The organism is Candidatus Thiodiazotropha sp. AKIB8 (genome assembly GCF_058244675.1).
Map to the genome: position 1 here is coordinate 458,934 of NZ_JBSYOO010000029.1, position 21,409 is coordinate 480,342.

The 21,409-nt window shown below is 46.1% G+C and carries 20 protein-coding genes; 15 read left to right on the top strand and 5 right to left on the bottom strand.

Annotated features, from left to right (window positions below; translation table 11 throughout):
* Positions 1 to 160 precede the first annotated feature (160 nt).
* The 7 genes from rsxA to AC4IFB_RS08650 all read left to right on the top strand — a co-directional run bounded on the left by rsxA (position 161) and on the right by AC4IFB_RS08650 (position 5,644).
* Positions 161 to 739 carry an electron transport complex subunit RsxA gene (rsxA, locus tag AC4IFB_RS08620; RefSeq protein ID WP_490777174.1) on the top strand — a complete coding sequence of 193 codons (579 nt, stop codon included), beginning with the start codon at positions 161 to 163 and terminating at the stop codon, positions 737 to 739.
* 131 nt (positions 740 to 870) lie between these two features.
* A complete protein-coding gene (gene rsxB / locus AC4IFB_RS08625; RefSeq protein ID WP_490777410.1) occupies positions 871 to 1,401 on the top strand; it encodes an electron transport complex subunit RsxB in 531 nt (176 codons plus the stop codon).
* Positions 1,402 to 1,403: 2 nt separating this feature from the next.
* Entirely contained in the window at positions 1,404 to 2,909 is a 1,506-nt protein-coding gene (rsxC, locus tag AC4IFB_RS08630) for an electron transport complex subunit RsxC (RefSeq protein WP_490777173.1), read from the top strand.
* Positions 2,906 to 3,994 (top strand): RnfABCDGE type electron transport complex subunit D, encoded by a 1,089-nt coding sequence (locus AC4IFB_RS08635; RefSeq protein WP_490779937.1) that lies wholly within the window; start codon positions 2,906 to 2,908, stop codon positions 3,992 to 3,994. Before rsxC ends, AC4IFB_RS08635 begins: the two co-directional genes overlap by 4 nt.
* Positions 3,991 to 4,662, top strand: a complete 672-nt coding sequence (gene rsxG / locus AC4IFB_RS08640; RefSeq protein WP_490779938.1) for an electron transport complex subunit RsxG — start codon at positions 3,991 to 3,993, stop codon at positions 4,660 to 4,662. The genes AC4IFB_RS08635 and rsxG overlap by 4 nt, the downstream gene beginning before the upstream one ends.
* Positions 4,655 to 5,359, top strand: a complete 705-nt coding sequence (locus AC4IFB_RS08645) for an electron transport complex subunit E (protein ID WP_490777170.1) — start codon at positions 4,655 to 4,657, stop codon at positions 5,357 to 5,359. The genes rsxG and AC4IFB_RS08645 overlap by 8 nt, the downstream gene beginning before the upstream one ends.
* A gap of 24 nt (positions 5,360 to 5,383) precedes the next feature.
* Positions 5,384 to 5,644, top strand: a complete 261-nt coding sequence (locus tag AC4IFB_RS08650; RefSeq protein ID WP_490777169.1) for an RnfH family protein — start codon at positions 5,384 to 5,386, stop codon at positions 5,642 to 5,644.
* Between the two features lie 484 nt (positions 5,645 to 6,128).
* Here AC4IFB_RS08650 and AC4IFB_RS08655 read toward each other — a convergent pair whose 3' ends face one another.
* From AC4IFB_RS08655 to AC4IFB_RS08665, 3 genes are all read right to left on the bottom strand, one after another.
* Positions 6,129 to 7,340 (bottom strand): OprD family outer membrane porin, encoded by a 1,212-nt coding sequence (locus AC4IFB_RS08655; protein WP_490779939.1) that lies wholly within the window; start codon positions 7,338 to 7,340, stop codon positions 6,129 to 6,131.
* Between the two features lie 271 nt (positions 7,341 to 7,611).
* The gene (gene ilvE, locus AC4IFB_RS08660) at positions 7,612 to 8,475 is read right to left on the bottom strand and encodes a branched-chain-amino-acid transaminase (RefSeq protein ID WP_490779940.1); all 864 of its coding nucleotides are present in this window, start codon (positions 8,473 to 8,475) and stop codon (positions 7,612 to 7,614) included.
* Entirely contained in the window at positions 8,468 to 9,259 is a 792-nt protein-coding gene (locus tag AC4IFB_RS08665) for a PhzF family phenazine biosynthesis protein (RefSeq protein ID WP_490779941.1), read from the bottom strand. Before AC4IFB_RS08665 ends, ilvE begins: the two co-directional genes overlap by 8 nt.
* Positions 9,260 to 9,545: 286 nt before the next feature.
* On the opposite strand from AC4IFB_RS08665, the gene AC4IFB_RS08670 reads away from it, so the two are divergent.
* The 7 genes from AC4IFB_RS08670 (at position 9,546) to AC4IFB_RS08700 (ending at position 17,505) form a co-directional block, all read left to right on the top strand.
* Positions 9,546 to 10,952, top strand: a complete 1,407-nt coding sequence (locus AC4IFB_RS08670; protein ID WP_490777165.1) for an aminotransferase-like domain-containing protein — start codon at positions 9,546 to 9,548, stop codon at positions 10,950 to 10,952.
* A gap of 101 nt (positions 10,953 to 11,053) precedes the next feature.
* Positions 11,054 to 11,227 carry a hemin uptake protein HemP gene (hemP, locus tag AC4IFB_RS08675; RefSeq protein WP_490777164.1) on the top strand — a complete coding sequence of 58 codons (174 nt, stop codon included), beginning with the start codon at positions 11,054 to 11,056 and terminating at the stop codon, positions 11,225 to 11,227.
* Positions 11,228 to 11,481: 254 nt separating this feature from the next.
* A complete protein-coding gene (locus AC4IFB_RS08680) occupies positions 11,482 to 12,738 on the top strand; it encodes an imelysin family protein (RefSeq protein ID WP_490779942.1) in 1,257 nt (418 codons plus the stop codon).
* A gap of 82 nt (positions 12,739 to 12,820) precedes the next feature.
* A complete protein-coding gene (locus AC4IFB_RS08685; protein WP_490779943.1) occupies positions 12,821 to 13,963 on the top strand; it encodes a cytochrome-c peroxidase in 1,143 nt (380 codons plus the stop codon).
* Between the two features lie 53 nt (positions 13,964 to 14,016).
* Positions 14,017 to 15,357 (top strand): di-heme oxidoreductase family protein, encoded by a 1,341-nt coding sequence (locus AC4IFB_RS08690; protein ID WP_490779944.1) that lies wholly within the window; start codon positions 14,017 to 14,019, stop codon positions 15,355 to 15,357.
* Positions 15,358 to 15,359: 2 nt separating this feature from the next.
* Entirely contained in the window at positions 15,360 to 16,403 is a 1,044-nt protein-coding gene (locus tag AC4IFB_RS08695) for an imelysin family protein (protein ID WP_490779945.1), read from the top strand.
* A 136-nt stretch (positions 16,404 to 16,539) separates the two neighbouring features.
* Complete coding sequence (locus AC4IFB_RS08700) at positions 16,540 to 17,505, top strand: DUF1513 domain-containing protein (protein WP_490777159.1); 966 nt, start codon at positions 16,540 to 16,542, stop codon at positions 17,503 to 17,505.
* A gap of 26 nt (positions 17,506 to 17,531) precedes the next feature.
* Here AC4IFB_RS08700 and AC4IFB_RS08705 read toward each other — a convergent pair whose 3' ends face one another.
* Together AC4IFB_RS08705 and AC4IFB_RS08710 are read right to left on the bottom strand one after the other, a co-directional pair.
* Positions 17,532 to 18,188 (bottom strand): cell wall hydrolase, encoded by a 657-nt coding sequence (locus AC4IFB_RS08705; RefSeq protein ID WP_490777158.1) that lies wholly within the window; start codon positions 18,186 to 18,188, stop codon positions 17,532 to 17,534.
* Positions 18,189 to 18,405: 217 nt separating this feature from the next.
* Positions 18,406 to 19,563, bottom strand: a complete 1,158-nt coding sequence (locus AC4IFB_RS08710) for an alkaline phosphatase family protein (RefSeq protein WP_490779946.1) — start codon at positions 19,561 to 19,563, stop codon at positions 18,406 to 18,408.
* A 368-nt stretch (positions 19,564 to 19,931) separates the two neighbouring features.
* Between AC4IFB_RS08710 and AC4IFB_RS08715 the strand changes: the two genes are divergently transcribed.
* Complete coding sequence (locus tag AC4IFB_RS08715; RefSeq protein WP_490777156.1) at positions 19,932 to 21,401, top strand: serine/threonine-protein kinase; 1,470 nt, start codon at positions 19,932 to 19,934, stop codon at positions 21,399 to 21,401.
* Positions 21,402 to 21,409: the final 8 nt, after the last annotated feature.

The window sequence follows — 21,409 nt, forward strand, 5'->3', positions numbered from 1 at the left end:
CGGTGCATTTCCGCACTAAAACAGTGCTTATTCAAATTAACCCATGAATACAGCGCTCTAAGCCACTGATCATGACATACATGATCTAATTATCTGATTTTTTAGATGATTGGCATATTTTTTGTTGGGTAATAATCATCACAGTAAAGCGATGCTATTCATGGACTATATACTGATCATTCTTTCTACGGCTTTGGTCAACAACGTTGTGTTGGTCAAGTTTCTCGGTTTGTGTCCCTTAATGGGAGTATCCAACAAGCTCGATTCTGCCCTGGGTATGGGGTTGGCCACAACTTTTGTGCTTACCCTTGCAGCCTTTGCAAGCTGGTTGTTGGAACACTTTGTACTACAACCCCTGGATCTGGGATTTCTGCGAATACTGACCTTCATCCTGGTTATCGCTGTGGTGGTTCAGTTCACAGAGATGGTAGTGCGTAAAACTTCGCCAGCGCTCTACCAGGTACTTGGCATCTTCCTTCCATTGATCACCACAAACTGCGCCGTATTAGGTGTTGCCTTACTGAATGTGCAACAGGAAAACAGCTTTCTGGCCAGTCTACTCTATGGTTTCGGTTCTGCACTCGGTTTTACATTGGTACTGGTGATGTTCGCCGGTTTGCGTGAGCGTCTGGCGTTGGCGAATGTTCCCCAAGTTTTCAGCGGTGCCCCAATTGCTTATGTCGTCGCTGGCCTGATGTCTCTAGCCTTCATGGGATTTGCTGGTTTAACCAGCAATTGACCTGAACATACCGGAGAGGCCCTTAAATGGAGAACTCAATGAATGAAAAGCACATTGATCTATATCGATCGACAATCTCAGTGAATCAAACCATTCACTGTGAGCGTAACCGATAGCAAGGAGAATCGATGATGGTTTCTGCAATCCTTATTCTGACTGCACTAGGCGTCACTATGGGCGCGATGCTGGGGATAGCATCAAAATATCTGGCTGTAGAGGGAAATCCACTTCAGCAAGAGATTGAAGAACTGCTCCCCGGATCTCAATGTGGCCAATGCGGTTATCCCGGCTGTACACCTGCTGCAGAGGCAGTAACCCAGGGTGAAGCCCCAGTAACCATGTGCCCCCCAGGTGGCAAGGCACTGGCAGAAGCCCTGGCAGAAAAAATGGGAGTCAGCATAGACCTCTCCTCAGTTGAGGAGAAAGAGCCGATGATCGCCTTTGTTCATGAAAACCTTTGTGTCGGCTGCACCAAGTGTTTCAAACGTTGCCCTACCGATGCCATTTTAGGTGGCCCTAAACAGATACATGCTGTATTTGCTGATGCCTGTACAGGTTGTGAGAAATGTTATGACGTCTGTCCAACAGAGTGTATCGAGATGCGTCCGATCAAGAAGACTCTGCAGACATGGTATTGGCCAGAACCAGCCAAGGTGGCCTAATCATGACAACAGCCAACATATTTAAACTGTTCAAGATTCGTGGCGGTGTTCATCCTGATGATAAGAAAAGACTGAGTGCAGATCAGGCGATAGAAAAACTGCCAATGCCATCACTTTTGCATATTCCTCTGCAGCAGCACATTGGTGCTCCAGCTGAACCTCTGGTCAGGCGTGGTGAGGAAGTTAAAAAGGGTCAACTGCTAGCACGCAATCAGGGCGCCATTTCCGCGCCAGTTCACGCCCCAACCTCCGGACGGATAATGGGTGTAGGTGGATATCCAGCACATCATGCTTCTGGACTATCGGTCAGAACCATTACCTTGAAGCCGGACGGTAAAGATGAGTGGATCGACACTCTCGATCCATCTGATGACCCATTTTCTCTTGCCCCGGAAGAGATCGCTGATCGAGTAGCTCGTGCTGGTATTGTCGGGATGGGCGGCGCGACCTTTCCATCTGCGGTAAAGCTGAATCTTCGCAAGCGCTATCAGCTACACACCCTGGTTATCAACGGTGCTGAGTGTGAGCCCTATCTAACCTGTGATGATCGCTTGATGCGTGAACAACCAAAACAGGTTCTTGATGGCGTAAAACTGATGGCCAAAGCACTGGATGTTGACCACGTACTATTCGCCATTGAAAACAACAAACCTGAAGCACTGGCTGCGATACGCGAAGCAGCCAGTGATAGCGACATGATCTCTGTAGTAGGACTTCCAACCCGTTATCCAATGGGTTCAGAGAAGCATCTGGTACAGACCTTGGTTGGTAAGGAGACACCTGCTCGCGGACTCACAGCAGATATCGGAGTGGTCGTACATAACGTTGCTACCGCACGGGCTGTGCATGACGCAATATTTTCAGGTCATCCACTTCTCTCCAGAATCATGACAGTAACCGGTGGTGCCGTTCAACAGCCAAAGAATGTCGACGTACTGATTGGTACCCCGCTCTCAAATCTAGTCGATTTCTGCGGGGGTTTCACTCAAACCCCTGAGCGCCTGGTGAGTGGAGGCCCAATGATGGGACAACCTCTACCCAGTACCAGGGTTCCAGCAGTTAAAGGCAGTAACGGCCTGCTTGCCCTCTCTACTGAAGAGGTCAAAGCCTCTGATGAGATGCCCTGTATTAGATGCGCAAGCTGTGTCAATGCCTGTCCTTGTGGACTTGTCCCTCTCGAGATGGCAAACCATATAAGGGGTGGAAGTCTCGACACTTCGGTCAAACTGGGTTTACTGGACTGCATCGCTTGTGGCTCTTGTGCCTATGTCTGCCCTTCCCATATTCCACTTGTTCAATACTTCAACTATGCCAAGGGTGAACTGGCAGCCAGACAGCGCTCTCAACACAAACAGATAGAGACCAAACGCCTTACGGAATTAAGAAGCGAGCGCATGGAGCGAATCAAAAAAGCGAAACGCGAAGCGATGATGAAGCGTAAAAAGGAGATGGAAGCAAAGAAGAAAAGAGAGGCTGAGAAGTCTGCAGTTGAAGGGGCAGAATCATGATCGAAGAGAAACCAGTTTTCGGCCCTTACGTCCATGCTAAAAACAGTATTAGTCGTACTATGGGCCTGGTGATGATCAGTCTGCTCCCCGCGACTCTGTTTGGCCTCTATCAATTTGGCTGGCCGGCAATATTCCTTTTTGCTGTCACCCTGGGGGGGTGTCTGTTTGCTGAAGCCATGGCCCTGCGAATCGCAGGTAAACCGATCAAACCTTTTTTAATGGATGGCTCTGCCCTATTAACCGGTTGGTTACTGGCTATGACGCTGCCACCATGGGCGCCTTGGTGGATCGGCCTGGTCGGTGCTCTGCTGGCGATTATCGTCGCAAAGCAGGTATTTGGTGGCATTGGTCAAAACCTGTTCAATCCTGCCATGGTAGCTCGTGTTGCTTTGTTGATCTCATTTCCCCTGGAGATGACCCTGTTCAATCAACCAGTGCCTCTCTTTTCATCACAGGCGCCAGGCTTTCTGGATAGCCTGGCAATTACCTTTGGTTCTTCCGATGCGATTGATGCGGTCAGCAGTGCCACCACGCTTGGTCATTTGAAAACAGAGATTGGCCGAGGTATCGCTTTTCAGGATGCAGCAGCAGAAGGCGCTGGTTTATGGCAACTCTTTTGGGGGCAGGCTGCTGGCAGCATGGGTGAAACATCAGCACTCCTGCTGCTTTTAGGTGGTCTCTTTCTGATCTACAAAAAAGTCATAACCTGGCATATACCACTCTCCATGCTGGGCACGCTGGCACTGCTTGCCACAATCTTTCACCTGCTTGATCCACAAAACTATGTTGAACCATTGACTCATCTATTCAGTGGTGCAGCAATACTTTGTGCTTTCTTCATTGCAACCGATCTTGTTACCTCACCTGTATCCACTCGTGGTCAGATTCTGTTTGGCGCTGGCTGCGGACTGCTGGTCTATGCAATACGTACCTGGGCAGGATACCCAGAGGGTGTTGCATTTGCTGTGATGTTGATGAACGCCTGTACACCTTTGATAGACCACTATATCAAACCCCGAATTTACGGTCGTGACAGGAAAGGCGAGCCGTTAAATTATGTAGATGAGGGAGCAGATATCAGATGAGTACCCCCCAAGAACCCTCATATCGCAAGCGAGTCGGTTATCAGGCTGTACTACTGGGCGGTTTCTCTACACTGGCCACAGCACTTCTTGTAGCTGGCAACATTGCCACCAAAGATGACATTCTGGCCCGTCAAAAAGAGGATCTTTTAAATTCATTGAATCAGGTCGTACCTGCTGCACACTATGACAGTGATCTTCTGCATCAACCATTGAGTATGAGTGATGACAAAGGCCATGAGCTGACCGTCTATCGGGGTTTGCATGGTATGCAGGTCAACGCATTGGCATGGGAAGTTGTAGGACAAGGTTACGCAGGTGATATACGACTGATCATGGGCGTAAGTGCAAAGGGTGAGATCCTCGGTGTTCGAGTGCTCTCCCACGCCGAAACCCCTGGTCTGGGCGATAAAATCGAGACAGCCAAGGATGATTGGATTTTGGGCTTTAACGACCTCTCTCTGAAAACCACATCCACAAAGGATTGGCATGTAAAGAAGGATGGCGGACAGTTTGATCAATTCAGTGGTGCCACGATAACACCACGTGCAGTTGTAACTGCAGTTCATGGGGGCTTAACATTTTTTGATGCACATAAGGATGAGTTGTTGAAACCACCGGTTATCAACACAGAAGATCCCTCTTTGAAACGTGCCTCTGTTGATGAGTGAATCGAAAATGAGTAACGAATATAGACGTATCACCAAAGATGGGCTCTGGGACAACAACATAGTCTTTGCCCAGGCACTGGGTCTTTGCCCGCTTCTAGCCGTCACTGGAACAGCAACAAATGGTCTTGGAATGGGATTAGCTACCACTGTAGTGATGGTTGCATCAGGCCTGCTGATATCGATGCTTCGCGGCATTATCACTCCCCAGGTTCGTATCCCGGTATTCGTTTTGATAATAGCCGTTTTAGTTACTCTGGTTGATATGTCAATGAATGCCTGGGTACATGACCTGCATAAAGTACTTGGCTTGTTTATCCCTTTGATTGTAACCAACTGCGCTATTCTTGGTCGTGCAGAATCCTTTGCATCACGAAATACCGTGATGAAATCTATGTACGATGGCTTAATGATGGGCGCAGGTTTTACCTTTGCGCTGGTATTGCTGGGCGCTACCAGGGAGATACTTGGAAGTGGCACTTTGTTTGACAATGCAGCTCAATTGCTGGGTGGTTGGGCACATTTCATCGAGCTGACACTCATTGAAGACTACAAAGGCTTTCTTCTAATCATACTGCCGCCAGGTGGTTTTCTGGTACTGGGATTTATCCTGGCATTGAAGCGCTTGCTGGATCGCAGTCTGGCAGAGAGAAAAGCTGCTTTGCAAGCATCATCCGAAATGCCATTAGAGTCATCTTAATCAATTTAGAGGAGTGTAAGCACTATGAATGTTGGTGTCGCTTACGCAGACAAATTCAAACAGCTTTGGTTAAAGCTTGAAGTTCCGGATGGATCCACTGTTCGTGAAGCCATCAACCACTCCGGTCTGTTGGATCAGTTTCCAGAGATCGACCTTGAGCGCCAAAAGGTGGGCATCTTCGGAAAGATTACAAAACTCGATTCTGTAGTGGAAGAAGGCTCAAGAATTGAAGTTTACCGAGAGATCACGGCTGACCCTGAATTGGTGGAAAGACGGGATGAGTGATGTAGGATAAAACACCAAATGTGCTGTTTTATATAGACCCCTGCCATCTGACGCTGAGGAAAATGAGTAGAGTAGCTGAGTGAGGAATCCTCAGCCTTATGGCACGGTAGGAGCACAGCATAAGGCTGAGACAATATCTTTTCATATAGACTCGTTTAAGCTTTTAGATACGGCCAATTTACCCGCCCTGTAATTTTCTGCTGCAAATATTTTTCTCGCTGGCCCAATAAGAGTTAAACCTAAAATAATCAGTTGACCGCCACTGCAGCCCCATTAACTTTCAATCTTCTCAGAACAACTCTGAAAGCCCCTCGCCCTTTACGGGAGAGGGGTTGGGGAGAGGGTGTACGCGAAGCGTTTCATGTGATTGAAAGATAAAACCGCACTGATCGTTCATATTTATCTTGCTGATTATTGGGGAAAATAGCTTCGATGGTCATGGTCACCTATTGGGTGAATCACGCTGCCCAACGATCTTTTTAGGCTAAAAACCATAGTTAGCCATCAGCCGCACAAACTCCCCATCCTCATGCATATCGGTATAGATCAGTTCCAACGACATCTCTTCAGTTACATCATAGAGGGCATAGTAGTCAGTTTCGTTTGCACCCTCTTCAAAATCAACATGTAATGCACCAAGCGTTAATGCCTCTACTCCACCATATTCAACACCAATAGCGGCAGCTTTCTGATCTTCGACACCATCAATGGTATGGTCATCTGCAGAGGTAAAATAGGGTCCACCGCCAAAACCATTGGTAACTATTCCGGAAACACCATTATAGGCCGCTGAAAGTGTAATCTCAGCCAGGGTGTAACTTGCGGTTACTCCCCAAGCGTCCCCATCCGGACCCGATTCATCATTGCTATCATCTGATTGTGAACTGAACTGCACACCAACACTAAAACATTCGCTTTCATAGATTGCCTCTAAGTAGAGGAGTTTTGCAAAATCATTGCCATGATAGTACCAACTTTGTAGCGCCAGATTTTTAACCCCCTCGTATACTGCACCTGCAGCTGTAACACCATCATCACTGTTTAGTTCCTGAAAACGCTCTGGTAAATCTGCATCCACACCAGCCCATTTATCAAGATGTGTCAGGTATAAGGTAGTATCATCAATATCACTATTGCTCAGCAATAATCCTTGAAAGGTATTGGGTATCATGCGGATATCGTCTGTATCGGCATGTGGTGTATCAAGCTCAAAGCGCCCCAGTCGCAGCATGGTATTGCCATAATCAGCTTGTATATAGGCTTCGCCAAGGATAGCGTAGCTGCCACTCTCTGAAGAGAAGAAATCTCCATTTTCATCATCAAACAGTTCACTGGTAGCGTAGAAAGTCGCACCACCACTCAAGCCGTTCCATGCTGGGCTGATGTAACCCAGTTTGCCACCAAAGGCTGATCCATCAGTTTTGTCACCAATATCATCTTCTGCATGTATGGCACCCATTCTTAGGTTGCCAAATAGACCCTCATCTGCCTCGACTACGCCCATACCCAAGAGGCTGTAGAGCGATCCAATCAATAGCAGAACAAAGGAAGCACTGTTCTGCTTATATTTTGATTTTCCCCCATATCTACCTAGTGATCTCTTGTTGTTAACGACATCAGATAAAACAAAGCAATTCGAGATCGATAATGGTGTACTACTCTCAGCACTAGCTACACTTAAACGTTTTGGTTGCATTTCACGCTTCCCCAGTCAGTAAAAAAACCGGACTGGCTGGCGTAAGCTGGCTTGCCGTCTAGATAGATCAAAAAGAACAACAATTAAGTTGTCCAATTAAATCAGAATATCTTGGAATTAAGGTTATTACGAATAGTTATCATTTGCAATACCTAACTGATCCTTGTTTTCTCTTTTTCTCTGCCACTCTCTGGAAGGGTGACAGCTCACAGCGTTGAGTGGGAGTACTTCCCCCACCATTTTTAATCTTACGAAAAGCAGCTTCTAACCTCTATTCACCATATATCTGCATACGATAGCCTCCTTCCAATTCAGCAAATATTGGTCCTGGACATGAGTTGATGCGTCTTCCATCCACCTCTGATACAGGAATCAGTTCTGCACCTGTACCTGTCAGAAAACACTCATCAGCGTTATAAAGGTCATAGGGAGCTAATGGACTCTCAGTAACTTTTACCCCTGCCTCTATCGCCAATGCTATGACCAGATTTCGGGTTACACCTTCCAACGCGCCTTCAATAACAGGGGGAGTCAGCAACTTCCCTCCAACTACAATGAATAGATTGTCTGCTGTCCCTTCAGCTACCCTGCCCGCTTGATTAAGAAGAATCGCTTCATCAACACCTGCGTGATTGGCCTCTATGCGGGCCAGCACTTGATTCAGATAATTGAGACTTTTAATTCGAGGATCGAGACCATCTATCGGTAGCCGACGTGTTGATGCGATGATCAATCTGGCTCCTACCGATCTGGTGGCATTACTGACCATCTCCAAACGATCTGCCATGATAAACAGACCAGGCTCCTGGCACCCCTTTGGATCTAACCCCAAGGGTCCAATACCTCGTGTGGCAACCAACCTCAGATATCCTGAATCTTCAGGAAATTTGGAGATGACCTCATCAATAGCCCGAGTAATCTCCTCTGAACTGTATTGCAACTTAAGAGCAAGTGCTTGAGCTGAATAGCGTAAGCGTTGGAGGTGTTCTTGTAACCTGAATGGACGTCGATTAAAAAACCTGATCCCCTCAAAAATCCCGTCTCCATAGAGAAAACCATGGTCATAGATTGAGACTTTGGCTTCACTCTTTGGCACCAGCTCTCCATTTATCCAACAACTGCTTTGACTAGACATAGAGTGCTCCTGCCATAGTCGTTACCGCCTGACCCAGGATAGTGACACGGTTTCCATTCAGACGAATTCCAATGTCTCCGCCTCGGGCAGAGGCTTGATAAGCTTGTAGCTCACTCTTATCCAGCCGCTCCCCCCAGTACGGTGCCAGGGTGCAGTGCGCAGACCCTGTAACAGGATCTTCAGGGATGCCAAGCGCAGGTGCAAAGAATCGTGAGATAAAATCAATACCCGACTGGTCTCCAGGTGCAGTTGCTATCACACCACGACAATCTATTTTACTTAATCCAGCTTGATCGGGAGTCAGTCCCCGCACCTGATCTGCGGTTTGGAATACAACCAAAAGATCTTCCCGTCCACGAAATATATTTTGTGGTTTTTCCCCTATTGCCTTTACTAAAAGCGGATCAGAGTTTAGTTCACTCAAATGGTCAATAGGAAAATCGAGCAGAATCCTGTTTTCCTGCCGAGTGGCAGTCAATAAACCACTGGCACTATGAAAATGTAGTGATTCACTTTCCATACCCAGCTCATGCCAGAGTATATGGGCCGAAGCGAGTGTCGCATGACCGCATAATGTCACCTCAATTTTTGGAGTAAACCAACGCAGATCCCACTCCCCATCCTCTCTTAGCAACAAAAATGCGGTATCCGATAGATTTATTTCTGTAGCAACTGATTGCATCCATGCACTATCTGCGGGCTGCTCCAATATACATACTGCAGCGGGGTTCCCTTGAAAAGGATGGCAAGTAAAGGCATCCACTATATAGACCGACCGGTTCATGTTGTTCTCCCTGATATTGACATCCCAGACTTTAGACTATTGCTTATATGCAATACAGAGTCATAATATTATTTTTGTAGCGGTACAGTTTGCACAATTAATTCAACTGTACCTATACTCGAAACAGACAACTGTAGTGGTTAAGCCTGAAAAAATCAGTTGACCGCTCCATACTAGGGCCTGTTAACACTAATGGCAGGTTACTGATTTTGTTAAAAATAGCTTCGATGGTCATGGTCACCTGTTGGGTGAATCACGCTGCCAACTAATCTTTTTAGGTTAAAAGATGCTCTATCTGTACCAACAACTCGCCTCGCAACTCGCAGAACAGATCACAATGGGTCTCTACCAAACCGGAGACCGCCTCCCCGGAGTGAGAAAGTTCAGCCAACAACATAGTGTCAGCACCGCAACCAGTGTGGCGGTATATCGAAAGCTGGAGGATGATGGGTTGATTGAAGCCCGGCCACGTTCCGGTTTTTATGTTCGCACCCAAGCAGCCCCAAATAGCGATGAACCGGAAATCTCCTCCCCAAAAAGCCGGCCTACTCCAGTTACAGGACAAGCTTTAGCCCTACAGTTAGTCAAGGCATCCAATGAGCCCGGTATGATCCAGCTTGGTGCTGCCGTACCAGCACCCGCTTTTCTTCCAACCCGGCAAGTCGAAAAAGCGATGGCCAAGGCTAACCGTCAACAACGGCAACGCAACGCCGGATATGAGTTTCCACCGGGTGTACCCGAATTACGCCGTCAAATTTCACGACGTATGGCTGAAATTGGGTGCAAAGTACATGCAGATGAAATCGTCATTACAAATGGTTGTCAGGAGGCACTTACCCTAGCCCTGCGAGCCACCACTTCACCTGGAGATATTGTCGCTATTGAATCTCCTACCTTCTATGGCCTTCTACAAGTCATAGACTCGCTGGGGTTGAAGGCGCTGGAGATTCCTACCCATCCCCGTGAAGGCATCTCTGTACCAGCCTTGCAGCTGGCAATAGAGCAATGGCCCGTAAAAGCCTGCATTTTGGTAGCTAATTACAGCAACCCCTTGGGCTATCGTATGAGTGATTCACAAAAAAACAGATTAGTGGAGCTACTTAAATCATTTAAAATCCCACTGATTGAAGACGATGTATATGGTGACCTTGGTTTTAGCCAAAGAAGACCCAGTGTCTGTAAAAGCTACGATAACCACGGAGAGGTTCTACACTGCTCTTCCATTTCTAAAACCCTCTCTCCTGGTCTCAGAGTGGGTTGGATTGCACCAGGAAAACATCAGCAACAGGTTGAGTACTTGAAATTTGTCACCAATTTGGCAACACCGACACTACCTCAACTTGCTGTAGCAGAATTGATGGAAAATGGGCAGTACGAACGACATCTGCGTAAAATTCGTAGTGAATATGCCCGGGCTGTTGAACGTATGACCAAAGCAGTTGAACGGCTATTTCCTGAGGGTACACGAATAACCCGCCCCCAAGGTGGATTCGTTATTTGGCTGGAGTTACCAGGTAAAAACGACAGCTTTCAAATGGCGCAGAAACTCTTATCAAAAGGCATCAGCATCGCACCGGGAGCAATTTTTTCAGCTACCGGTAAATACCAGAATTTCCTACGCCTCTCTTGTGCCTGTGAATGGGATGACCGTATTGAACGGGCACTCGCTACCATCGCGCAACACTGCAATTAATAGTATCGAACATCAACAAATTAGATGTTGCAAATGATAATGATTATCATTAAGATAAATGCACAACTTAATTTTTAGACTCTATTTGGCAGTTTTTGACTATGCACGATGAACCTCACCAGAACTGGGAAAAAGATCAATTGAAGGATGAAGCCCGTTCAAGAATTCAAAGTAGTGAGCTCTTTCGTGATCAGCAACGAATAGAGATAGTACATAGGGGTGAGGTCTATCGATTACAGATCACCCGACAAGGAAAACTAATCCTGACTAAATAACCAACGCGGGTCAGCCAGCTCTTGCAAGCCACACCCTTGATCATCCAACAACCTGGGTAATGCTATGAAAAAAAGAGCAATCACGCTGTCTTCTTGTACAGTTTATAGTTCCATCAACAATGTGCAAACTGTAGTTTCAGCTCAAATCCAACGTTGCGCTGTTGCCTTTGTTTCAACAAATATCGACCATCAAACCGATGGATCCCCTTCCACTGATACGACCCAATCGTTTTCAGTCTAAGGAGATTTTTGCAATGAAACATACAATTTACCTCATCATTGGTTTAGCCCTCAATAGCAGCCTCTCTGCCGCCACTACAGAGCAGCAGGTCTTAAATCACTATGCAGTTCTCGCACATTCGATGTATAGCGATTCATTGATTACAGCAACATCACTCAGCGAGGCGATTGACAAATTAATCACAAACCCAACTGAAGCCAATCTAGGAGCAGCCAAAGAAGCATGGATAAGCGCGCGTCACCCTTACCAACAAACGGAGGTGTATCGTTTTGGTAACGCCATCGTTGATGAATGGGAAGTTAAAGTTAATGCCTGGCCGCTGGATGAAGGACTGATTGATTACGTCGATGCGAGTTATGGAGATGAATCAGATGAAAATCCTTACTACACCGCAAATATCATAGCCAATCCTATATTAAAACTCTCTGGTAGGGTAATAGATACTACTAACATCACTAAAGAGATTCTCTCCGCACAACTACATGAAATAGATGAGGTGGAAGCGAATGTCGCTACTGGTTACCACGCTATCGAGTTTCTGCTTTGGGGACAGGATCTGAATGGAACAGGGCCAGGTGCCGGGAACCGCCCCGTCACTGATTATGATGTCAAAAACTGCACCATGGGTAACTGTGACCGTAGAGCCGCCTATCTTAAAGCTGTAACTGAGCTACTGGTAGATGATCTCTCCTGGATGGTGGAACAATGGTCAACTAGTGGCACTGCCAGAAAAGCAATTACTGAAGGCGTATTGAAGGAAAATCTTGCAACAATTTTTACCGGCATGGGTAGACTCTCCTATGGTGAGTTAGCGGGTGAACGGATGAAACTTGGTTTAATTCTTCATGATCCTGAAGAGGAACACGACTGCTTCAGTGACAATACCCATTGGTCACACTTTAATGATGTCAAAGGCATACTCAACGTCTATACCGGACACTATACCCGCATAGATGGCACTATTATCAAAGGCCCAAGTCTCTCTGACCTGGTTACAGAGAAATCCCCGGCAACCGATAGTGCATTACGCGCCCATCTATTAAAAACTCTGGGGAAAATGAAGCTACTGGTAGAGAGTGCTAATCAAGGCATTGCCTATGATCAGCTTATCGGCGAAAACAATCCAAAAGGAAATGCATCCGTGCAAGCAGCAATAGATGCCCTGATTGCACAAACTCATCTCATCGAAAAGGCAGTCACTGTTTTGGACCTTGGATCCATTGCCTTTGAAGGTTCGGAGAGTCTGGACGAGCCCCATAAAGTGAAATGAGATAAATCCCATTCGACCTCAGCTGTTGCTGCCCTTCAGCAGCTGAGGCTCAGTCAAACAACTCAACGACTCAGGCTATTCCATGAACCTCCGTACATTTCTCATAGTTCTTCCCATAGTGTTTGGGAGCAATTTAAGCCAGGCAGCAGAGGTATCCTATAGCAGCATCGAAGCTCTGGGAAGAGCACTCTATTTTGATGTCAACCTTTCTTACAAGCGGAGTCAAGCCTGTTCAACATGTCACGCCCCAGAAAGCGGTTTTTCAGACCCGCGACAAAATCGTAGTGGCAAAGCTTTCTCACTCGGCGATGATGGTAGATCACTGGGCGACAGAAATGCGCCAACAGCAGCTTATGCAGCATTTTCACCCGATTTTCACAAAAATGGGCAAGGTAAATATATTGGAGGGCAATTTCTCGATGGTAGGGAAAAAGATCTACAAGGACAAGCTGGAGGCCCCCCACTCAATCCAATTGAGATGGGTATGCCTGACAAGGCCAGTGTTGTCTCTAGATTGATGGAGAACAGCGACTATGTCACGGCTTTTAGAAACTTATTTGGTGATCAGATTTTTAACAATGCAGAGCGTGCTTATGATGCCATGACAAAGTCTATTGCCAGATTTGAAAAGACCGATTATTTCTCACCATTCGACAGTAAGTATGACCGCTATCTCCGTGATGAATATAAAATGACCAAACAGGAGGAGTTGGGGATGACCCTGTTCTTCTCTCAGCAATTCACCAACTGTAATCTTTGCCACCAGTTACAGAAAATTCCTGAAAGTAAAGGAGAGACTTTCAGCAATTATGAATACCATAACATTGGTGTACCGAGCAATATTGCTGGGCGCAAAGCCAATGGATTGCCACTCGATCAAAAAGATGAAGGACTGTTTGCCAACCCTGTTGTCCATGACAAGGCTCAGTCAGGTAAATTTAAAGTACCTACCCTACGCAACGTAGCTGTAACAGGGCCATACATGCACAATGGTGTTTTTAAAGATTTAAAAACCATCATTCTTTTTTATAACAAATACAACACAAGAAGCAGTTTAAGGCAGATTAACCCTGAAACAGGCGCGCCATGGAGAAAAGCAGAAATCGAGGAGAATATCTCATTAAAAGAACTTGAAACCGGCCCAGCTCTGAACAACAAGCGTATCGATGCGTTGGTTGCCTTCTTGATGACACTCACTGACAAGCGATTTGAGCATCTATTATGACTGGTTACACAACACTAATTGAATACTCTATCTGTATATTATGCGGCTTGTTTTTGTTCCATTCACCAGTCAGCGCCAAAGAGAGAGAGATCGATACAAGTCTTCATGCATTCAGTCATCCAATCAGTGGACTGAATAGTGAACAAAACGTCGAATTCTCCCTGGGTAGGGCACTTTTTAAGCGGATTTGGGTTTCAGCACCCGCCTCTACTCAAGCAACAGATGGTCTTGGGCCACTTTATAATGCCCGCTCCTGCTTAGCTTGCCACCCGAACAACGGTAGAGGAAAGCCCTTTGAGCAGTTAGATGTCCCATCTAAATCTTTGGTTATTAAGGTTGATATACCCGCCAAGAGTGAGAACCAAAAGCAACTGCTGGCTGATAACAGAATCAATAACATTCCTGAGCCTGTTTACGGAACTCAACTACAGAACTTTGCCATCGCTACCCATGACAGTGAGTTCAAACTCCATATTACTTATCAGGATATTCCAGTAACCCTCTCTGATGGTGAGGTGGTATTGCTTCGTAAGCCTCTTTATCAACTGAATAATCTCAATTATGGTGCACTCGATTCAAACACTCGTATTTCACCTCGAGTAGCACCGCAACTAGTCGGACTCGGGTTACTAGAGGCTATTGATACAGAGTTGCTAGTGGCTATGTCAGACGAAGATGATGAGAATAGTGATGGTATTTCAGGTAAAGTCAATTGGGTATGGAGTCGGGAGCTCAACAAAGTAGTAGCAGGAAAATTTGGTCTGAAATCGGGTTCCCCTAGCATTAATGAGCAATCCCAATCTGCTTTTTCCACCGATATTGGAATATCTACACACCTCTATCCCGAGGGTTATGGTGATTGCACGAATAAGCAGGATGACTGCCGTCATGCGATAGATGGAAATAGTCAGCAGTACAATAATCTGGAAGCTCCCTTAGCTATCACCCAACGCGTAAACTACTATCTGCAACAGCTTGCTCCTCCCCGAAGAAGAAACTGGGACAACCCTGATGTGCAAGCTGGAAGATCCCTATTCAACCAGATTGGTTGTTCAGCATGTCATATCACTTCACTCGAAGTTGAATTCAATAATCAACAGCTGAAGATCCACCCCTACACTGACCTGTTACTGCATGATATGGGCAAGGGCTTAGCTGACCATCGACCGGAAGCTCTGGCGAGCGGGCAAGAGTGGCGTACACCACCATTGTGGGGAATTGGACTAACCCCCCAGGTTAGTGGTCATAGTCGATACCTACATGACGGGCGTGCAACGACTCTTTTACAAGCCCTGCTTTGGCATGGTGGTGAGGCTCAAGATGCACGAAATAAACTTATTGCCATGAACAAAAAGCAGCGAAAACAATTGTTAATGTTTCTTGAGAGTATTTAGAAGTGAATCGATTTAAAGCCGGATTAAAACACAATCTATTGATACTAATTGGATTGATTCTATCACTGCCACTGCATGGTTATGAATTCAAATCACTCGCTAATGAACATATTCTTGCGGGTTACCAACGATTGCTGGAAACAACCAATAAGCTCAATTACTCAGTCAATGAGTTCTGCACAAAAACCAGTAAAAACAGCTTGCAGGAGAGCCGATTCCACTACAAAGAGGCATTTAACGCGTGGCAATCGATACAGCATATTCGCTTTGGACCGGTTCAATACCTTTCCCGTGAATATCGGTTTGAACTATGGCCGGACAAACGAGGTACCGTATCCAAACATCTAGCACGCCTTCTGAAAGAAGACTGGGCTAACAAGGATAAATTTAAACTGTCAGAAAAGAGTGTTGCGGTGCAGGGATTCCCTGCCCTGGAGCGGATATTATTCGATCAAAATCTGATCACTGAAAAACAGTGCCAGGTTATCCATGCAATCACTGAGAACTTGAGCACCATGTCGGCTGGGATAATCGCCGACTGGTCTGAAGGCGATACACCCTATATCAATTTTGTCGCTGATCCTGGCTCTCATAATGTAATTTTTGAATCTGATCAAGCACTGGCTAATCAGCTTCTTAACAGCCTCTATACACAACTGGAAATCATGGCCACCCAAAAACTCGATAGACCTCTGGGTAAATCCATTGACAATACCAAGGGTAAACAAGCGGAAGGCTGGCGCAGTCAAACAGCCATCTCAGCTTTGTACCACAACCTACAAGCTACCAGACAGTTATATGTATTAGTTTTCGCGGATAATCTGACTCCAGTGCTGGAGTATAGGATAAATCATACCTATCAACAGTTAGAAAAGAGCCTTTCACGGGTCACAATGCCTCTAAAGTCAGCTGTTGCAGATGTCACGCAACGCAAACACATTCAACAGTTTCGTCGACAGCTCTCCAATTTAAAACGTTTAGTCGCAACTGAATTAGCAACAGAACTTGGATTATCACTGGGATTTAATAGTCTAGATGGGGATTAACAGAAGAGCTTTTCTCGCAATTACAGCTGGTCTGCTTGTAACAGGCCCTCTCTACTGCCGCACCACAGAAAGAGGTATCTGTTTTCTCAGCTGTGAGCAAGATAGATCCGGCCAACACTGTGCATATCTATGCAATATGAGAGGAGAAACTATATTTAGATGGCAACTCCCTGCCCGAGGCCACAGCATCTGTGTCGATTCCAAAGGTGAAATAGCTGCAATCTTTTCACGACGCCCTGGATCTTATGTCTGGGTCGTTGATCTGAATTCAGGCAAAATTCTGCGGAAAATCGATGCTGCCGCTGGTTATCACTTTTATGGCCACGGCCTTTTTACCGCTGATGGTGAATATCTACTCTGCACTGAAAATTATTTTGAGTCAGGAAATGGTGTTATCGGAGTCTATCAGACAAAACAAAAATACCAGCGGGTCTCAGAGATTCAAACCCAGGGTATTGGTCCCCATGAGATAAAACTTTTAAATGACCAGACAACCATTGCAGTTGCTAATGGAGGTATCCATACTCACCCTGATCTTCCCCGAATAAAACTGAACCTTGATGTGATGCGTCCCAATCTATCCTATCTTGACATCAACAGTGGCCGCCTGATCGAGAAGGTCGAACCACCTGAAAATTGGCACCAGCTCAGCATTCGCCATATCGATGTTGCAACAGACAATACTGTTGCCATTGCTATGCAGTACCAAGGCCGGAGGGATCACCTGCCACCGCTGATAGCGCTGCATCAACGTAACAACAAGCTTCAACTGCTGCGTGCTCCCAACGAGATACAACAGCGTTTACGTAACTATTGTGGCAGTGTCGTTTTTAATCGGGATGGCCAGTGGTTTGCTGTCTCCTCTCCCCGTGGGGGGCTGGTCACCTACTGGTCTAAACAGGGCGATTATCTTGGCTTTCATGATCAGCCGGATGCCTGCGGTGTGGGACAATCTGGCAATGGTTTCCTGGTCAGTGATGGTACAGGTCGATTGATTAAAATTGATAAAAAACTTGCCCAGTCTGACTCCATCAAGTTAACAGATAGAAGCTGGGATAATCATTTAATCGTGATCAACAAACCAGATAGGATCTCATCATGATGATTGTCGATATTGAACAGGATTAATTATAACTTCTTATTTTTATCTGCAGCTGAATGCAAAGTCGTTGAGAGGTTCATAGCATAGGTAGGTTGTTTTCTGCTTTGATAGAAAATATGCTGACCAATCTTAGTCACCATAGTTAACGCTTTGCTCCACTTTGGAGATACATAATCAGCGTGATACCAGAGTGCACCGCGAGTGGGATCACTAACTCGTCCCAAATAGATGTCATAAGCCAAATCCAGGGATTTCAACCAGGCTTTGCGATTTGCCGGTTCATCGGAACGACCATCGCACCACCATGAAAACTGACATCTGTTGCGACGCACTTCCCCACCCTGCTTAACCACATCGCAGATAGTGTTTGGAAAACCTCGGTGTGCAACCCGGTTCATTACCACATGCCCCACGGCATGTTGTCCTTTAACCGATTCGCTACGTGCTTCAAAATAGATATTCAGAGCCAGACATTGAAGCTCATTGGTTAACTTTAATGTTTGATTTGTGGCATCCAGAGAGAGCCACTGCCAAAGATTGGTGTGGTCTTCTTCAAAGAGATCTACAGCTTTATCATCTTCGGCAGATTGAGCATAAATCCCGTTTGATAAAGTGTACAAAGTGAAGAAAATGAGCTTTGCCATAAAGGCAATATGTTTACGGTTCGTTTTTTTGCAGTTCATTCTCAAGTCATCCTTAACAAAATCTGGCGAATAACACTATTCAAACAGTGTTTATTTTACTGATACCGCCACCTGCAAAACTTAAAGCACAACTTGAGCCACTTTTTTTCTTTTTTTAGTTTTTAAGAAAGTTATGAACTATTGTTGAAGTAAAATATGACATGAACTGTAAAGTAATCCGACAGTTATTATGTTAAATACACACTGATAACAGTCTTCAACATTTAGCAGTAACCAAAGGAACCAGCAGTTCATCTTCACTCAACCCACCATGAACACCAATCAGTTGATAGGGTTTTTCCTGTGCTAACCAATCATTCAGCGTATATCCCTCATTCATCAACAATACCCGATCACCGATTCGATTGTTAAGCTGAGGATGGGGTTCACCTAAACCGAACCACCCCTGCTCTATCAACTCACGGGATGGATATGAGTTCATCTCATTCGATAGATTATCAATTACATATTGATCGAAGCGTGTTGTCATATCTGGTCTGAGATAACAGTATGCTGATCTTGGTTCACCGCACAATGGAATTGAAAGTGCGTCTATCATAAGTGGATGATCATCCAACGTCAGCCGATTTTCAGGTTGACTGTCTATCTGTCCATGATCTGCACAGACGATTATCAGTGTCTCTGTGTCACGACACTGTCGTAGAATCTCGCCAAAACATCGGTCAAGTTCGAGTAAATGGCCTGTTGCAGATTCACTCCAGATACCCTCACGATGTCCGATGGTATCTAGCTCGGGCCAGTAGGCAAATAGATATTGATGCTCCCCTTCTTGCAGCAGGCGGACTATATTTCCTTGTAGTTCCGAAAGATCTTTATGGATTACCATCCGGGATTTGCCGAGATGGCATCGGTTAAAATCAGAACCTGCAATTATCGACGGTACAAATAGAGCGGTTGAACCTGGAATACGATCAGTGAATGGAGTAGTACCAAGAAGCTGCTGCAGATCCACACCTGCTTGATCCAGTGAAACCCCACCATATCTGGGCTTGCCTGGAAGTATGGCAAGAACAGCACCTAACTCCCTGAAGTAGACATGCCAGCCTGTCAGACCGTGTTGCTGTGGTGCTTCGCCAGTAAGAAAGGTGGTTATCGCGGATGCCGTAGTCGGTGGGTAGACAGAAGTCATACCCCCTAAAAGATTGGCGTTGAGATTTACAGCCTCAGCGTGTGCTTGCAGATAATTCAAACCCAAACCATCAATGACCCAAAGCAGTACCTGACGATATGGCGTTATCTCTGCTGAAGGCAGTAGACGATGTTGCACATAGGGATGGGGCTGCCCCCCCAATCCTTGTTGGATGGAGGCCATCAGATTGACAATACTGCCGCCATAATAATCGGGTAGTCGCATACCAACATTTTAACCCTTGAATCCACAATCTTACAGATTTAATCGATTATTCATCAATTACAAGGGAGACGCTGATTTTCCTTGAGATCACTGACCATGGCGTCTATTTAAAGGCTGATTAGCTTAATTCCTGAGGTTACGTGCTTCATGCAACTTTTTTCGGTACTCTTAGGGCCTATTCGATTAGTGTTAACAGGCCCTAGCAGGCTTGAAACCTCAGAATTACATGAGGTCATGGGTGTAGAGAGATTCCTGTCAGCAGAGGTCGAAATCAGCACCATTTTCCTGGCATCAGGACGACTTGATCACCTCTGGCCAATCTATGAATGAATTTGTGTCTCTTGAGCCTGACAAAACCTTGGTGGATTATGGATACTGAAGAAAACCGTCCTCTAACCCCTGACGAAGCAACCCGGCTGGCAGAGACCACTTCGCCTGAATCTCGCCAGCGGAACGACTCCACCAGCCCTATTACAGATCCCGCACGTACTGCTACCCAAACCTATACCGCAATTACCGAAGAGCTAAGCAGTGGCACTTCAGAGGTATTACAGGTTGGATCGGTATTGAAAAACCGTTTTGTCCTCGAAGAGATGCTCGGTCGTGGCGGTATGGGCGTGGTCTACAAGGCACAGGATATGCGTAAGGTCGAAGCCATGGACAGAGACCCGTATATCGCTGTCAAGGTGCTTTCCAAGGATTTCCAGGCCAATCCAGACTCTTTTATTGCACTTCAACGAGAGACTAAAAAGGCTCAACTACTGGCTCACCCCAACATTGTCACTGTTTATGACTTCGATCGGGATGGCCCAAATGTCTTTATGACGATGGAACTGCTGGAAGGTGAGCCGCTGGATCAGCTAATCAGACGTCTGCGTCCAGGAACGCTACCGGCCAGTGAGGCACTCTCAATCATAGAACAGATGAGCCGAGCATTGGCCTATGCCCACTCTGAAAATATTGTCCATTCCGATTTCAAACCGGGTAATGTTTTTCTGACCTCGAAAAACGTGGTCAAAGTGGTGGACTTCGGAATCGCACGTGCCGCAAAGGGATCAGATCGAGTGGTGGAGGATGCTACCATCTTTGATCCAGGATCTTTGGGTGCGCTTACACCAACCTATGCCAGTTGTGAGATGCTGGAGTATGGTATGCCCGATCCACGGGATGACGTTTACGGTCTTGCTGTCGTAGCCTATGAACTATTGGCAGGCAGCCACCCTTTTAAACGTAAACCAGCGACCTATGCCAGAGATCTTAATTTAAAAGCCGATCGCCCCAAAGAGCTCTCCAAAGAAGTCTGGCAGGCCATATCCCATGGCCTCGAATTTGAACGAGAAAAGCGCACCATCAATGCCACTCAATTTCTGCGGGAGATGTCCGGTCCCCGAAAGGGCCGTGATAGTGCCCGCTCCAAATGGACCCTCCCCCTTATTGCAGCAGGTCTGTTAATCCCACTTATCATTGTATCATCGCTCTTCTTTAACCAAGGGGAGATTCAACCAGAAATTATTCTTGAGGATACCTCGACCCTTGAGGGTGAACGCCGGGAACATATCGAAAACCTTCTTGAAGTTGCCGAAGTCCATGAACTTGTGGGGCGTAGTTTCGAGCCATCGGGCAGCAGTGCATATGATGCCTACAAACAGATTCTCACACTGCATGCGAACAATAAACAGGCCAGAGAGGGGCTGCAAAATCTGGGTATTGAATTGGTGACAGAGATTCAACAACAGATAGAGTCCGGAAATCAGCAAGGTGCTGAGGTGTTGCTTGCCAAAGGGCTGGAAAAATTGCCTGATCACCGGGGACTGCTTGATCTACAGGACTCATTATAAAAAATTAC